General features: G+C 58.6%; 16 protein-coding genes. 4 read left to right on the top strand and 12 right to left on the bottom strand.

Translation table 11 applies throughout. The annotated features are described in order from the left end of the window. Nucleotides 1-91 precede the first annotated feature (91 nt). The gene (locus RUE5091_RS12995; RefSeq protein ID WP_058282363.1) at nucleotides 92-1108 is read left to right on the top strand and encodes a DUF418 domain-containing protein; all 1017 of its coding nucleotides are present in this window, start codon (nucleotides 92-94) and stop codon (nucleotides 1106-1108) included. Between the two features lie 52 nt (nucleotides 1109-1160). Then, complete coding sequence (locus RUE5091_RS12990; RefSeq protein ID WP_058282362.1) at nucleotides 1161-1790, top strand: LysE family translocator; 630 nt, start codon at nucleotides 1161-1163, stop codon at nucleotides 1788-1790. 4 nt (nucleotides 1791-1794) lie between these two features. Here the strand turns inward: RUE5091_RS12990 and RUE5091_RS23090 are convergent, their stop codons facing one another. After that, the gene (locus tag RUE5091_RS23090; protein WP_131726314.1) at nucleotides 1795-2133 is read right to left on the bottom strand and encodes a hypothetical protein; all 339 of its coding nucleotides are present in this window, start codon (nucleotides 2131-2133) and stop codon (nucleotides 1795-1797) included. A 57-nt stretch (nucleotides 2134-2190) separates the two neighbouring features. Here RUE5091_RS23090 and RUE5091_RS12985 point away from each other — a divergent pair, with 57 nt between their 5' ends. Then, the gene (locus tag RUE5091_RS12985) at nucleotides 2191-2730 is read left to right on the top strand and encodes an adenine phosphoribosyltransferase (RefSeq protein ID WP_058282361.1); all 540 of its coding nucleotides are present in this window, start codon (nucleotides 2191-2193) and stop codon (nucleotides 2728-2730) included. Nucleotides 2731-2831: 101 nt separating this feature from the next. Here the strand turns inward: RUE5091_RS12985 and RUE5091_RS12980 are convergent, their stop codons facing one another. From RUE5091_RS12980 to coxB, 11 genes are all read right to left on the bottom strand, one after another. Further along, on the bottom strand, nucleotides 2832-4247 hold the full coding sequence (locus RUE5091_RS12980) for an FAD-binding oxidoreductase (RefSeq protein ID WP_058282360.1): 1416 nt from the start codon (nucleotides 4245-4247) through the stop codon (nucleotides 2832-2834). Nucleotides 4248-4285: 38 nt separating this feature from the next. Then, on the bottom strand, nucleotides 4286-5104 hold the full coding sequence (locus RUE5091_RS12975; RefSeq protein WP_058282359.1) for an MBL fold metallo-hydrolase: 819 nt from the start codon (nucleotides 5102-5104) through the stop codon (nucleotides 4286-4288). A gap of 101 nt (nucleotides 5105-5205) precedes the next feature. Continuing rightward, nucleotides 5206-5790, bottom strand: a complete 585-nt coding sequence (locus tag RUE5091_RS12970) for a GNAT family N-acetyltransferase (RefSeq protein ID WP_058282358.1) — start codon at nucleotides 5788-5790, stop codon at nucleotides 5206-5208. Further along, nucleotides 5790-7052: a M16 family metallopeptidase gene (locus RUE5091_RS12965; RefSeq protein WP_058282357.1), complete on the bottom strand. Its 1263-nt coding sequence runs from the start codon at nucleotides 7050-7052 to the stop codon at nucleotides 5790-5792. The genes RUE5091_RS12970 and RUE5091_RS12965 overlap by 1 nt, the downstream gene beginning before the upstream one ends. Continuing rightward, complete coding sequence (gene thrC / locus RUE5091_RS12960) at nucleotides 7049-8437, bottom strand: threonine synthase (protein ID WP_058282356.1); 1389 nt, start codon at nucleotides 8435-8437, stop codon at nucleotides 7049-7051. The genes RUE5091_RS12965 and thrC overlap by 4 nt, the downstream gene beginning before the upstream one ends. Beyond that, a complete protein-coding gene (locus RUE5091_RS12955; RefSeq protein WP_058282355.1) occupies nucleotides 8434-9111 on the bottom strand; it encodes an SURF1 family protein in 678 nt (225 codons plus the stop codon). The genes thrC and RUE5091_RS12955 overlap by 4 nt, the downstream gene beginning before the upstream one ends. 166 nt (nucleotides 9112-9277) lie before the next feature. Further along, on the bottom strand, nucleotides 9278-10093 hold the full coding sequence (locus tag RUE5091_RS12950; RefSeq protein ID WP_058282354.1) for a cytochrome c oxidase subunit 3: 816 nt from the start codon (nucleotides 10091-10093) through the stop codon (nucleotides 9278-9280). Nucleotides 10094-10115: 22 nt separating this feature from the next. Continuing rightward, on the bottom strand, nucleotides 10116-10691 hold the full coding sequence (locus RUE5091_RS12945; protein ID WP_058282353.1) for a cytochrome c oxidase assembly protein: 576 nt from the start codon (nucleotides 10689-10691) through the stop codon (nucleotides 10116-10118). After that, a complete protein-coding gene (locus RUE5091_RS23300; RefSeq protein WP_165590781.1) occupies nucleotides 10691-10852 on the bottom strand; it encodes a cytochrome c oxidase system small membrane protein in 162 nt (53 codons plus the stop codon). The genes RUE5091_RS12945 and RUE5091_RS23300 overlap by 1 nt, the downstream gene beginning before the upstream one ends. Continuing rightward, nucleotides 10849-11805 carry a heme o synthase gene (gene cyoE / locus RUE5091_RS12940; protein WP_058282352.1) on the bottom strand — a complete coding sequence of 319 codons (957 nt, stop codon included), beginning with the start codon at nucleotides 11803-11805 and terminating at the stop codon, nucleotides 10849-10851. The genes RUE5091_RS23300 and cyoE overlap by 4 nt, the downstream gene beginning before the upstream one ends. A 76-nt stretch (nucleotides 11806-11881) precedes the next feature. After that, nucleotides 11882-12793: a cytochrome c oxidase subunit II gene (gene coxB, locus RUE5091_RS12935; protein ID WP_058282550.1), complete on the bottom strand. Its 912-nt coding sequence runs from the start codon at nucleotides 12791-12793 to the stop codon at nucleotides 11882-11884. A gap of 176 nt (nucleotides 12794-12969) precedes the next feature. On the opposite strand from coxB, the gene tldD reads away from it, so the two are divergent. Next, a complete protein-coding gene (gene tldD / locus RUE5091_RS12930; protein ID WP_058282351.1) occupies nucleotides 12970-14391 on the top strand; it encodes a metalloprotease TldD in 1422 nt (473 codons plus the stop codon). Nucleotides 14392-14461 lie beyond the last annotated feature (70 nt).

Below are 14461 nucleotides of genomic sequence, written 5' to 3'. Positions count from 1 at the left end.
TGGTCCTCGCAAATTGTTTATCTGAGACCAGACCAAGGACCGCAATTGTGCCACAAATACAGACCAGTAAGCCCCAAAACAAAGGAAAATCATGAAACGACTCGAGGCTTTGGACGCCGCCCGGTTTCTAGCATTCTGCGGCATGGTGCTGGTGAACTTCCGCATCGCTGCGCAGGTAGCGCCGGGCCATGACTGGGCTTCGGGCCTTGTCGACGCGCTGGAGGGGCGGGCCGCCGCGCTGTTCGTCGTTCTGGCCGGGATCGGGATAGGGCTTTCGAATATCCCGGCGGGTGTGTTGTTGCGACGCGCGGCCTTTCTGTTTGGGCTTGGCCTGATCAATACGACCGTGTTTGACGCCGATATTCTGCATTTCTACGCGCTGTATTTTGTGGTCGGGGCGGCGTTTCTTACGGCCTCGGAACGTACGCTGTGGCTGGGGGCGCTGGGAATTGTTGCGCTGGCCATTCTGGCCAATCTGATCTTTGACTATGACCGTGGCTGGGACTGGACCGCACTCAGCTACTCTGACCTCTGGACCCTGCCCGGCTTTCTGCGCAACGCGCTGTTCAACGGCTGGCATCCGGTGTTGCCCTGGGCCGCCTTCCTGCTGATCGGCATGGCCATCGGGCGATCGGAGCTAGATACAATCTGCATTCAGCACCGTTTAATTATGTGGGGTTTTGGCGCTGCCGTACTGGCCCTGTTTCCACAAAGGCTAGCATCTTATCCGGAACTGGCGGCTTATCTGGGAACCGCATCTATTCCGCCGGGACCATTCTATATTCTGGCTGGAACCGGCTCGGCCTGCGTGGTGATCGGACTGTTGTTGAAGCTGTGGCCCAAGATCGAAAATCTGCGCCTTGGCCCTGCCCTGACCGCACCGGGGCGACAGAGCCTGACCTTATACATGGGCCATATCCTGATCGGGATGGGGATACTGGACGAGCTTGGATTGCTGAATGGAACGCTCAGTGCACCGCAGATTGTGGGTTATGCGCTTGGGTTCTGTGCTGTGTCTTCGGTTTTCGCCCTTCTATGGTTCCGCCGGTTCAAGCGCGGCCCACTTGAGGCATTGATGCGTCGCGTGACCGAACCACGAAAGGCTTGACCTCACCGTCGCGCCGGGGCTTGGTAAGGGCGACACCAGAACAGGAAACCCCATGTCTCTTGAACTTTGGCTGGCCTTCGTGGCCGCATCAACCGCATTGTTGCTGATCCCCGGCCCTACTGTGTTGCTGGTGCTCAGCTATGCGCTGTCCAAGGGGCGCAGCGTCGCAGTGGCATCGGCCACCGGAGTGGCCGTGGGGGATCTGGTGGCAATGACTGCCTCGCTGCTGGGGCTGGGAGCGCTGGTACTGGCCTCGGCCACGCTGTTTTCGATACTGAAATGGGTGGGGGCTGCCTATCTTGTGTGGCTGGGCATCAAGCTGCTGCGCAGCGCGCCCTCAGGCGGGTTAGAGACACCGAAAACAGGGCGCAACGTCACCGCCCACAGCGTTTTTGGACACGCCGCTGCCGTCACCGCACTGAACCCGAAATCTATTGCCTTTTTCATTGCCTTCGTGCCGCAATTCCTGCGCCCTGCAGACCCGTTAGGCCCACAGTTCGCAATCCTGATTGCCACGTTCGTGGGTCTGGCCTGGCTGAATGCGCTGGCCTATGCATTGCTGGCGGATCGCCTGCGTCAGATGATCGGGCGCGCCGGCGTTATCACTGCGATGACCCGGTTCGGAGGGCTGACTCTGATCGGAATGGGGGTGGCGACCGCCGTGCTGCGCCGACCGGCCTAAGGATTCAATCCACTTCGTGTTCTTTCATGAACTCTCGAATAAATCGTCGGATTTCACGCGCAGCTGACGTGTCCAGTTCCCGGCAAAGTTCGACAAATGCGTCCCGTTCATCTTTGTCCAGACGCAGGACTAACTGACTGTTTTTCTTGGTAGAAACTTGGCCGTCTGTCTCTGTCATGCGTCTTGCTCTTGCCCAAGGCTTGAATGCGTAAAAACCTGATGCATATACAATGCATAGATTATGTCGATATGACGCATCTACCAACAATTTAGAATTCTGGCAACGAAACTTCATACCAATCTGAATTACCGCACGGGCGGCCAAGATAATCTTTTCTTGCAAGGTTGCCCCCGATGGGCCACATACGCCCGCGTATTTTGACGCCAAAAGGGGTTGGCCATGTCCAGAAACAAGTCGGTCAGGGATTACATCCGAACCATCGTCGATTTCCCGCATGAGGGGATCATGTTCCGGGACGTCACCACCTTGTTCGCCGATCCTCGTGGGTTCCGCATGGCCATCGACCAGATGTTGCACCCCTATGCGGGTGAGCGGATCGACAAGGTCGTGGGCCTTGAGGCGCGTGGTTTCATTCTGGGCGGCGCGATTGCCCACCAACTGTCCGTCGGCTTTGTGCCGATCCGCAAAAAGGGCAAGCTGCCCGGCACCACTATCAGCCAGGATTACAAACTGGAGTATGGCGAGGCCATCGTCGAGATACATGATGACGCCATCATGCCAGGTGAGAAAATTCTGGTCGTCGATGACCTGCTGGCCACCGGCGGCACCGCCGCTGCCGGGATCAAGCTGATCGAACGGTTGGGGGGAGAGATCGTCTCATGCTCGTTTATCATCGATTTGCCGGAACTGGGTGGCCGCAAGGTGTTGGAAGGCATGGGCATGGACGTGCATGTTCTTTGCGAATTCGAAGGGCTTTGACCGCCCTGCCGTCTTGAACCTAACTTCGACAATCGAGAATACCGCAGCCTCAAAAATAAGTTACCCCTAACACGCATGATCCGCGCGACGCCGAGATGAACTTAGGGTTTCAATACCGCGCCCGGATTCATGATCCCCTGCGGGTCCAGCGCCGCCTTGATGGCGCGCATTGCTGACAGCTTTGTCGCGTCGCCATATCTTTCAATATCTTCGACTTTCAGCCGCCCCACGCCATGCTCCGCACTGACCGAGCCGTCAAACGCGTCCACCAGATCATGCACGGCGTGTTTGACAGCCTGCCTTTCGTTGTCAAACTCCGAACGATTGCGCCCCAAGGGCGGAAACACGTTATAGTGCAGGTTACCGTCACCAAGATGTCCAAAGCAGTTGATGCGGAACGGTCCAAGCCCGGCCACAACTTTGGCCCCGTGTTGAATGAATTCGGGAATACGGGATATCGGGACCGAGATATCGTGGCTGGACACCGACCCAATCAGCCGGTTGGCCTCGGGGATACGTTCGCGCACGGCCCAAAGGTCCATACGCTGCGCCTCGCTTTGCGCAATGACCGCATCACCAACAAGACCAGCTTTGTCCGCCGCGATATACAGCGTTTCCAACGCGTCTGCGGGCGCGTGCCCCGCGAACAATCCAAGCTCGATCAGAACACACCATTTGGGCTGGGTTGCGAAGGGCTGACGCACATCCGGTAAGACCTCGGTCAGGAATTGCAGCCCCTGCTTGTGGATCAGCTCAAATGTGCTGACCCCGTCGCCCAGTTGATCGTGGGCCAGCGACAGCAGATCAATCGCGGCTTGGGGTGAGGCAACCTGCAGCATCGCGGTCCCCACTGCCTCAGGACGGGGGTGCAGCTTCAACGAGGCTGCGGTGATGATCCCCAACGTGCCCTCGGCCCCGATCAGCAAGTTGCGCAGGTCATAGCCGGTGTTGTCCTTGCGCAATCGGCTTAGCCCGTGCCAGATTTCACCGCTGGGCAGAACCGCTTCCAACCCCAGACAGAGGTCCCGCGCATTGCCATAGCGCAGCACGTTGACCCCGCCCGCATTGGTGGCAAGGTTTCCGCCGATCCGGCACGACCCTTGCGCCGCTAAGGCCAAGGGAAACAGCCGGTTGGCTTCTTCCGCCGCGGCCTGCACATCGGCCAAAATTGCACCCGCCTCGGCGATCAGAGTATTCTCGGTTGGATAAACCGCCCGGATCGCCGTCATCCGCTCCAGCGAGATTACCAGCGGCGCAGGGCCATCGGGCATCACCTGCCCGCCCACCAGCCCGGTGCCACCGCCATAAGGAACCACCGGCACCCGCTTGTCCGCGGCCAGACGCACCAGCGTCGACACTTCGTCAACCGTGCGCGGCAGGGCCAGCAAACCCGCATGACCGGCAAAACGGCGACGCGGCTCTTCCAGATAGCGTTCCGTGACCGGGCGCAGAATGTCGTCACCCAGATCGGCCCGGATCAAGCGGGCCAGCGTTTCGTCTGCAGGAGTCAATGTCATGCTTCTTCATTGCCCAAGCGGGCGCGTGCGGACAAGCCCTATTCCAGTTCAATCAGATGGCGTGGTTCCAGTACGACCACGGTGGGCTGGCTTGGCAAGGTTCGCAGCGACACGGTGATCTCGGTCACACCCTTGCGCTCGACCGGAAAATCATTGCGGATATCGACCAGAAACCGATCCAGCGAAAAGCCCGAGAACCAGTGCATCGGAATGATGACAGAACTCTTCAATCGCTTCAAAACCGAGATCATCTCGGGCAGAGGCATGGTCGTTCCCCCATCCACCGCCGCCATGACAACATCCAGACGCCCCAATGCCGCGAATTGCTCGTCTGATGGCATATGGTGCAAATGGCCCAGATGGCCGATGCACAGCCCTTCGACCTCGAACACAAAGATCGAATTGCCGCGCTCTTCTACTCCGCCATAGGCAGATCGGATATCGGTCGAGACATTGCGTACCAGCATCTCGCCCAGATCAAGGTAATGATCGATCCCCTGCCCGAAATCGCCCCACCCCGGCAACACATGTGGGATCGCAGGATCGGGATGGGCCGTCCAATGGGTGCTGTGAGCGTGGTTCATGGTAACCACGTCCGGGATCAAATCGGCGCTACCGATAAAACCGGTGAAATCCGTCACCGCGTTCAACCCGCCCTGCGTCTGGATCAGGAAAGAGGCATGGGCGATATAGCTGATCCGCACGGAAAACTCGGGAATCGGGTCCTGCCACGCCGCCTTGTGAATATACTCGATCCCCGGCGCTGCATCCGCGATGGCGATACAATGGCTCGGCCGCCGCTCCTGCGCCGCAGCCCCGCCCGAGATCACCATCAATGCCGCAACAACCCAGCGCATGAGGCAAGTGTAGCGCAGAACGCCAACAAGTCATGCCCCTTGTTCACCTAGCCCAAAATATCCCGGGGGAAGTGCGGCTTGCCGCGACGGGGGCAGAGCCCCTACCCCGCGTCGGTCTTTCCGCGCCGGTCCGACCGCAGGCTGGCATACAGAACATGCGTCCGCCACCGCCCGTTGATCTGCAGATATGACTGTGCAACGCCCTCGTACTTAAAGCCCGAGCTTTCCAGCAACCCGCGCGAGGGTTTGTTTTCCGGCAAACAGGCGGCCTCGATCCGGCTCAGGTCCAGGCGGGTGAAGGCATAGTGGACAACCGCCCCAATAGCCTCGCGCATGTATCCGTTGCGAGCAAAGGCTTGGCCGGTCCAATAGCCAAGCGTTCCCGCCTGGGCTGGCCCCCGGCGCACGTTGTCCAGCGTGATCGCCCCGATCAGAACATCATCGGAGCGGCGGAACAGGAACAATGGGATCGCTGTGCCGCTGGCCACCGAGCGTTGCGCCCAATACACCCGGTTGGTGAAAGACTTGCGCGTCAGGTGATCCTTGGCCCAGATCGGCTCCCACGGGGTGAGGTATTCTTCGGACGCCCGCCGCAGCGCCGCCCAATCGTTGAAATCAGAATGGACGGGCGGGCGCAGACTCAGGCGCTCGGTCTCGAGTTTCAGCTTGCGTCTGCCCAACAGCATCACGCCGCACGCCTCTCCTGCAATTCGGCCAGTGTCGGCGCGCCCGAGACCGGGCCGTACAGCGCCAAAGCAGCAGGCGCTTGCACTGCCATCTGTTCCGCAAAGGCGCGAACGTCCGCGGTGCTGACCGCATCAATTTTGGCGACCGTATCCTCAAGCGAAGGCACACGCCCCCAGATCTGCACCAGCCGGGCCAGACGTTCCGCCCGGTTCGATGGGCTTTCCAACCCCATCAGCATCCCGGCCTTCATCTGGGCACGCGCACGGGCAACCTCTTGCGCGCTCATGTCTTCGGCAGCGCGCTTCATCTCATCAATGGTGATCGTGGCCAACTCACCCACCTGATCCGCCGAGGTTCCGGCATAGATCGTGGTCGTACCGGTATCGGCATAAGCCCCAGTCTGCGCAAAGATCGTATAGCAGAGCCCGCGCGTCTCGCGCACCTCTTGGAACAAACGCGAGGACATGCCCCCGCCCAACGCCGTCGAATAGATCTGCGCCGTATAGATCGCATCGTCGCGATAGCCGGGGCTTTCCAGCGCCAGTGCAAAATGAGCTTGCTCCAGCTCTTTCTCCTGCCGTGCTTCACCACCAGTGAAGAGGGCTGTTTCAGGGGTCAACCCCTTGCGTGGTTGCAGATGACCAAACATCTCTTCGGCCATCTTCATCAGCGTGTCGTGGTCCACGGCACCAGCGGCAGACAGGATCATCTGCTCGGGCCCGTAGTGTTCAGCCACGAAGCCTGACAAGTCCTCGCGCGAAAAGGCGCTGACCCGCTCGGTCGGGCCCAGAATGGTGCGGCCCAAAGGTTGATCGTGATAGCTCTGCTCTTGCAACCAGTCGAAAATCACGTCGTCCGGAGTGTCATAAGCCTGACCGATCTCCTGCAGGATCACACCGCGTTCAACCTCGATCTCGCGCGGATCAAAGACCGGATTCAAAACGATGTCACCAATCACATCCATCGCCAGCGCCACGTCATCTTTCAGAACACGCGCGTAATAGGCCGTTACCTCGCGCGAGGTGTAGGCGTTGATATAGCCGCCCACATCCTCGATCGCCTCGGCGATTTGCAGCGCGGACCTGCGCGCGGTTCCCTTGAACGCCATATGCTCAAGGAAATGCGCAATCCCGTTCTGTTCGATCCGTTCATGCCGCCCGCCGGCGGTTACCCAGATGCCGATGGCCGCCGATTGCAGCCCCGGCATATGTTCACTGACGATACGAAAGCCGTTCTTCAGTTGGTCTTGTCTGACAGTCACTCAGCAATATGCCTTTTGATATGATCCTCGATGGCACCCAGATCATTGGCGATGCGGGTCACCCGTTCTGGACGTTCATACAGATCAGACATGCGGGATGGAAGAGGCGGATGCACGTCGCTTGCCTTCTCAACCGCCGCCGGGAATTTCGCTGGGTGCGCGGTGGCCAAAGTGATCATCGGCACATCCGCCGTTCGGTGATCTTCCGCCACTTTGATACCCACGGCAGTATGAGGGCAAACCAGCTCGGCGCTGTTGGCCAAGGTGGTTTTGATCGTTGCCAGAGTTTCATCCTCGGACACGCGGCCCGAGTCGAAATTCTCACGCAGCGCCTCCATTGCGCCTTGGCTGACGTTGAAGCCGCCATTCTTCAGTTCGTCCATCAACTGCGCCACGGCAGCACCATCCTCGCCATAGGCATAGTACAGCGCGCGCTCAAAGTTCGAGCTGACCTGAATATCCATCGACGGGCTGATCGAAGGGATGGTGTCGCCCTTGAAATAACCTTCACCAGACAAGCAGCGATGCAGAATGTCGTTCTGGTTCGTGGCCACAACCAAGCGGTCGATGGGCAGCCCCATGCGCTTGGCGATATAGCCGGCAAAGATGTCACCAAAATTGCCGGTTGGAACGGTGAAGCTGACCTTGCGATGTGGCGCGCCAAGGCTGGTCGCCGCCGAGAAATAGTAGACCACCTGCGCCAACACGCGAGCAAAGTTGATGGAGTTCACGCCCGCCAGTTTAACCCCATCACGGAAGTCGAAATCGTTGAACATGTCTTTCACGGCGGCCTGACAATCGTCAAAGTCACCGTCAACGGCCAGCGCGTGCACATTGCTATCCGCAGGCGTCGTCATCTGACGACGCTGCACTTCGGACACTCGGCCGTGAGGGAACAGGATAAACACGTCCACAGCGTCCAGCCCCCGGAACGCCTCAATCGCGGCCGACCCGGTGTCTCCACTGGTGGCGCCCACGATGGTCACACGTTCACCACGCCGTTTCAGGGCCACCTGGAACAACTGGCCAATCAACTGCATGGCAAAGTCCTTGAACGCCAAGGTCGGGCCGTGAAACAGCTCCAGTAGGAAGTGGTTCTCGTTCAGTTGCTTCAGCGGTGCGCGGGCATCATGGCCAAATCCCTCATACGCACGGGCAATGATTTCCTGGAATTCATCCTCAGCGAACGATCCGCTGACATAGGGCCACATCACCCGAAAGGCGATTTCCTCATAAGGCAAACCTGCCAGCGCCGCGATCTCATCCTGACTCATCACTGGGATTTCGGCGGGCAGGTACAGGCCACCGTCACGGGCCAGCCCGGTCAGCATCGCCTCTTCAAATGTCAGTTCCGGCGCTTGGCCACGGGTCGAGATATATTTCATTGCGCTTCACTCTTTGAAGGGGCGCGGCTGCGCCACAGAAAGTAAACGGTCATCGCGGCCCAGACCAGGGCCAGACCAAACCAGGTTACCGCATATTGCAGGTGGTCATTCGGAATACCTGCTGTGTCAACAGGCAGGGGAGTAACTTCCGCGTCGGTGCGCGATCGTGCGATCAGCAACACAGGTTCCGTATTCAATGCGGTCGCCAAGGTGGGCACATCGCGTGCGAACCAGATATTTTCATCGATATCGGGCTCGGGTGTATAGCTATCAATCTCATCCGGCCAATGAAGGTTTCCGGTCACCTCCATGGCGCCAATCTGACGTTCTACGGCTTTGGCCGTCGTGGGCACGAACCCACGGTCCACCAGAATGGTGCGGTCGCCTGTCTGAAACGGCGCAATGATGCGATAGCCAGGACCGACTTGTTTGACCGAGACCAACACGTGAACTTCGCCCGGCAACATCTGCCCTGAGATCGCAACGGGCGTGTATCGGTCGCCCTCAGGGTCGAGTTCTACAGGCAATGGCTTGGAATCTCCGGCAATCCGACCCTCAATCTCGGCCAGCAAATCCTCTTTCCACGTCAGCCGCTGTACTTGCCACGCGCCCAGAGACAACAGAATTGCCAGACCGACAATGCCAAAGATCAGCGGGAAAAGAATACGGCGCATGTCAGAACCAAGTTTCGTTGCACAAAAGGGTCAGAACCGGCGTCTTGTTAAGGGCTGCACAGGCACAATTGCAACCACGCAATTGTATGGGGCGCAATCTTGCGCCCCGGATAGAGAAAAAGCCGCCCCCGCGGGCGGCTTTTGCAATCTAATTGCCTGATCGGCGTTACATAAGCGGGGCCTGACCCCAGATGTAGACAGCGAAGAACAGGAACAGCCAGACTACATCGACGAAGTGCCAGTACCAAGCCGCCGCTTCAAATCCGACATGCTTTTCGGGGGTGAAGTCACCGCGTAGTGCCCGGATCAAACAGACCGACAGGAAGATGGTCCCGATAATCACGTGGAAACCGTGAAAGCCTGTGGCCATGAAGAAGTTCGAATAGAATTGGTCGTCACCGAATTTCCAGCCTTCATGGGCCAGCAATTCATAATATTCGAAACCCTGCAGGGCAGTAAACGCAATACCCAGGACGATACCGATAGCCAGGCCGTTGATCAGCGCCTTGCGGTCATTGTCATGCACCAGCGCATGGTGCGCCCAGGTGATCGCACAGCCTGACAGAAGCAGAACCAGCGTGTTGATCAGCGGCAGGTGAAACGGGTCAACCGCATGGATATCCGGCTGGATGTATTCCGTGCCGGCATAGTCGTACATCGGGTACATGCGATGTTTGAAGAACGACCAGAACCAAGCAAAGAAGAACATCACCTCGGACATCACGAACAAGATGAAACCGTAACGCAGACCGATGCGCACAACCGGTGTGTGGTCACCCGCACGGCTCTCGGCCACAACTTCGGACCACCAGGCGAACATGGTGTACAGCACGGCCACAAGGCCAGCCCAGAACACAAACGGTGTAATACCGTGCATCCAAAGGACGGCTCCGAACAGCATCACAAAGCCGCCAATCGCGCCGATCAGTGGCCAGATCGACGGGGCCAGAATGTGATAATCATGGTTTTTAGCGTGTGCCATCAGCGTCCCTCACCTACAGGCGTTAGTTCTTGTTTGTGTCTGCCTGCACGTCGAGGGCGGCGTAGCCCTCGGGCAGGTCAATTTCGTAGAATGTATACGACAGAGTAATCGTATGCACATACTTGGCTTCCAGGTCCTCGACGATTTCTGGGTCGACGAAGAAGGTTACCGGCATCTGCACTCGTTCACCGGGTTGCAGCACCTGTTCGTCAAAGCAGAAACAGGCAATTTTTTGGAAATACCCACCAGCCGAATAAGGCGCAACGTTGTAAGACGCCTGCCCGGCAATCGGGCGATCGGTTGGGTTGTAAGCCTCATAAAAGGCCAATCCGGTCTCACCGATACGCACGTCCATCTCGCGCTCGACCGGCTTGAAGTCCCATGGCATGTCCTTGGCTTTTGAGGCGTCAAAGCGAACCGTTACGACGCGGTCCAGGATTTCTTCCGAAACTTGCTCGGCCACACCGGGGGTGCCACCAAACCCGGTTACACGGCAGAACCAGTCGTAAAACGGTACCGCTGCCCACGCCATGCCACCCATGAACACGACCACACCAAGTGTCTGCATCACCGTTTTTTGCGGGCCAGACAAAGCCATCAGTTCTGTACCTCTTGCACAGGTTGACCCAGGCTTGTGCCCGAGACCTTGACGATCGTCAGTCCAAAAATGATCACGATGAAGGCGGCCAGGGTCAGGCCGACCCCAAGATTACGGCTAAAGCGGCGCTGATGCAGCTCATGGCTTTTGCGCAGGCTCATGACCAACCTCCCAATCCATAGGGTTTCAACAACGCCTCAGCCAAAATCGCACCGAAGTGCAGGAATAGGTAGAGCAGCGACAGCTTAAAGAAAGAGCGCTCGACCTTGAAGTTATCTGCCTCTGAATCATCCTCAGTGCGGTGCGATATCTGCCACGCTCCGCGCAGGAATAAGGCATTCATCACAACAGCAACGGTCAGGTAGATCGGGCCACCAATGCCCGAGAAAGACGTGCCAACCGCCAGCAAAGCCAGCAGTACGGTGTAGACAAGAATATGCCAGCGCGTCGCGCGGCGACCGTGGGTCACGGTCAGCATCGGCACACCCGCATCGTCATAGTCCGAGCGCATAAATAACGCCAACGCCCAGAAATGGGGCGGAGTCCACATGAAGGTCAGGGCGAACATCAGCCACGGCTCAAGCGTCATCGACCCCGTGGCCGCGACCCAACCGATAACCGGTGGGAAGGCTCCTGCCGCACCGCCGATAACGATGTTCTGCGGCGTCGAACGCTTCAGCCACATCGTGTAGACAACGACATAGAAGAAGATGGTGAAGCCCAGGAAAGCTCCGGCGAACCAGTTGGTCGCCAGCCCCAGCATGATCACCGACAGGCCAGACAGCGCCAGCCCAATGGCCATGGCCTCGCCCGCTTGTACTTTGCCAGATGGGATCGGGCGACCCTTGGTGCGCTTCATCACTTTGTCGATATCTGCATCCCACCACATGTTCAGCGCGCCCGAGGCACCGCCGCCGATGGCAACGAACAGGATAGCGCAAAAGCCGACAACGGGATGCACGGGCACGGGTGCCGCCAGCAGACCGACCAGCGCCGTAAACACCACCAGCGACATCACACGCGGCTTCAGCAGGGCGAAATAATCGCCAAAGCTGGCCTCGTCCGCGCGGGTCTGCGCGGTCACGGTGCTGGCATTGAAGCTTGCGTCGCTCATATCGGGTCCTTTTGGGGCGAAAGCTGCGCGATCACCGCGCAGCCTGCATCATGTAATTATCCGGCCAAAGCCCGGATCAATTCGAGGCAACCTGATAGGTCGCTGGCAGACCTGCATATTCGTCAATCGCGCCCTGCAGCCATTGCTCGTATGCCTCTTCGCTAACCACTTTGACGGTGATTGGCATATAGGCGTGGTCCTTGCCGCACAGTTCCGAACACTGACCAAAGTAGACGCCTTCCTTGTCAGCCTGGAACCAAAGCTCGGCCAGACGCCCCGGCACACCGTCCTGTTTCACGCCGAAAGACGGGATGGTCCACGAGTGGATCACGTCCGATGCGGTCACTTGCATCACAATGATCTTACCAACGGGCACGACGACAGCAGTATCAGTGGCCAGCAGCCATTCGTCATCGCTGTAACCGGAATCGGCCAATTTGGCGCGCATTGCGTCATCCAGAACAAACGGGGTTACGTCGGCATCCGCTGGGCGGGCACCTTCGTCCAGAGTAGCCGGATGGCCCAGCAGATAGCTGTCGAACGCAAAATCGTGATCAACATATTCGTAGGTCCAGTACCACTGGTTGCCCACCACTTTGATAACCACATCACCTTCTGGAATTTCCTGTTGCTTGAACAGAACCGGCAGTGAGAACGCGCCAATAAAGACCAGAATAAGAATCGGTCCAAGGGTCCATGCGATTTCAACCGGGGTATAGTGCGAGAATCGCGCTGGCGTCGGGTTTACGCGCTGGTTGTAACGCACGATGCAGTAGACCAGCAGACCCGCGACCAGCAGACAGATGACGGTAATGATCACCAGAATCATCGCATCCAGTTTGTGAATCCCCACGGCCAGATCTGTGGCTGCAGGCTGGAAATTTACACCGCCGGCAACCGGCTTGCCAATAATCTCAAGCTCCTGAGCCATGGCGGGAAGGCTGGAGAGGGCTGTCATCAGCCCGGAAAGCATCAAAGCATTCTTCATTTTCTGTCCTGATCGTCTGATCTTAGCTTCTCTGGCGAAAAGGTGTGAATCAGTCGCACCTCTCCCGTTGTCTTTGGCCGCGTTAAAAACCATATTCCGACGGGTAGATAAAGCAAAATGCTTGCGTCAAACAGACGCTATTTTTGATCTGGATCAAACTCGAAAGGTCCCAAGTGATGCCCAACGACCCGTTTCGCCCGTTTGAAAGCGTTCTTCCGCAGGACGAAGCGCTTGCGGTTTTGCAATCCGCCACCGCAGGGGCCGAGGACGGAGAGCTGTTTGTCGAGCGGCGGAAATCCGAGTCACTGGTCTTTGATGACGGGCGCCTGAAGACGGCATCCTATGATGCTTCTGAGGGGTTCGGCCTGCGAGCGGTGCAAGGTGAAGTGGCAGGTTATGCACATTCCACCGATGTCTCGATCCCGGCATTGAAACGCGCCGCTGAAACCGCGCGTCTGGCTGTTGGCGACGGCGGCGGCACCTTGGCCGAGGCACCGCGCGCCACAAACACGCGGCTTTATACGGACGAAGACCCGATCGAATCGGCAAGTTTCCCGGTAAAAATTGAAACCCTGCGCGAAATCGACGCCTTTTCCCGCGACCTCGACCCTCGCGTCATACAAGTCAGCGCCACGATCGCTGCCGCTGTGCAAGAGGTCGAGATCTTGCGCCCCGACGGGGTTCTGGTGCGCGATGTGCGTCCAATGACCCGCCTGAATATCTCGGTCATTGTCGAACAGAACGGTCGCCGCGAAAGCGGCTCGGCCGGGGGTGGCGGGCGCGTTGGTCTGGACGGCCTAATCGACCCGACAGACTGGCAGGACAAAGCGCGCGAGGCGCTGCGGATTGCATTGGTCAACCTGGACGCCATCCCTGCCCCGGCGGGCGTGATGGAGGTGGCCCTCGGCCCCGGCTGGCCCGGTATCTTGCTGCATGAGGCCATCGGGCACGGGCTGGAAGGCGACTTTAACCGCAAGGGCAGCTCGGCCTTCGCGGGCCTGATGGGACAGCAGATCGCGTCAAAAGGCGTGACTGTCGTGGACGATGGCACCATTGCCGACCGACGCGGATCGATCACCGTAGATGACGAAGGCACGCCCAGCTCTCGGACAGTGCTGATCGAGGATGGGGTTCTGACCGGTTATATGCAGGACCGTCAGAATGCGCGTCTGATGAATGTGAAGCCTACCGGTAATGGGCGACGGCAGAGCTATGCACACAAGCCTATGCCACGTATGACCAATACGGTCATGCTGGGCGGCGATGCCGATCCGGCCTCGCTTGTCGCAGATATCAAGGACGGTATCTGGGCCGTGGGTTTTGGCGGTGGGCAGGTGGATATCACAAACGGCAAGTTCGTGTTTTCCTGCACCGAGGCATACCGCGTTGAGAACGGCAAGATTGGTACCCCGGTCAAAGGCGCAACCCTGATCGGTGACGGGCCATCCGCCCTGAACCGCATTCGGGGGTTGGGTAATGACATGGCACTTGATCCGGGCATGGGCACCTGCGGCAAGGACGGCCAGTGGGTGCCGGTGGGCGTCGGCCAGCCAACTGTTCTGATGGACGGTCTGACCGTCGGCGGATCGGCCGCCTGACACAGAATCGGTCACGGACAAGGTTAACCCCGCGTTTGGACGATCAACCCATTTTGATGCCTGTCTGAGA

This window comes from Ruegeria denitrificans, from assembly GCF_001458295.1.
In the GTDB taxonomy this organism is placed as follows: domain Bacteria; phylum Pseudomonadota; class Alphaproteobacteria; order Rhodobacterales; family Rhodobacteraceae; genus Ruegeria; species Ruegeria denitrificans.
The sequence above is the reverse complement of the archived record's forward strand: the minus strand, read 5'-3'. Positions and strand labels throughout refer to the sequence as shown.